The sequence below is a fragment of the Roseibium sp. RKSG952 genome (genome assembly GCF_009711355.1).
On sequence record NZ_SMMF01000380.1, the window covers coordinates 1 to 774 of the forward strand.

1 protein-coding gene is annotated in these 774 nt (G+C 63.6%); it reads right to left on the reverse strand.

Translation table 11 applies throughout. The features are described 5' to 3' along the window. Positions 1-682: site-specific integrase (locus E1297_RS01140; RefSeq protein WP_155132834.1), on the reverse strand; the 682-nt coding region annotated here is incomplete at its 3' end. Positions 683-774 lie beyond the last annotated feature (92 nt).

Consider the following 774-nt stretch of genomic DNA (forward strand, 5'->3'; position numbering starts at 1 on the left):
GGCCGGGATAGGCGCCGCGCACGTCCTCGATCCAGATTTTCAGATAGGCCATGGCCTTTTCCGGCAGGTAGACGATCCGTTCCTTGTTGCCCTTGCCGAGGACCTTGAGGGATCCGTCCTGCCAGTCGATCTGTTCCCAGTTGAGGCTGGAGGCTTCGGTGCGGCGCAGTCCGCCTGACAGGAGGACGGCAAAGAGCGCGAGATTGCGGGCTTTTTGCGGTCCCTCGGTCGCCGCCATTGCGCCAATGGCTGCCTCGATTTCGGATGTCTGCAACATCCGGCCCTTTGCGGTTCTGGACCCGCGCCGCGGTTTCACGGCCTTGATCCGCTCGTATTCGAGGGGATCGAGCTGGCCCATCATCATGGCCGCCCTGGCAACACCCTTGAGCGCGGCCAGGTAGCTGTTGAGGGTGGCCGGCGTCTTGCCGTCCTGATCGAGCAGTCCGAGCAGCAGATCGACATGGGACCGGCGCATGTCGGTCCAGGGGCAACGTTCCAGATCCGGTGCGCCGAAGCGGCGCGCGGCCTGATTGAGCAGGGAGCGCATGGTGCGGCGGCTGTGCCGGGAGGGCAGGGACAGGAGATAGGAGGCGGCCGGATTGGTTTCGGGGTGCCAGTCTTCCGCACCCGGACGGGTGTGGCTTAGGGTTTGCCCGGGCGGAATGATCTCGATCTTGCGCAATTTTTACCCTCTGGCGTGTTGCTGTCAAAATTTGGCCTTGCGCGGGAAACGGCCCGTCCTTGCGCGCTCTGCAAGCTTCTAGTCCTGATAAC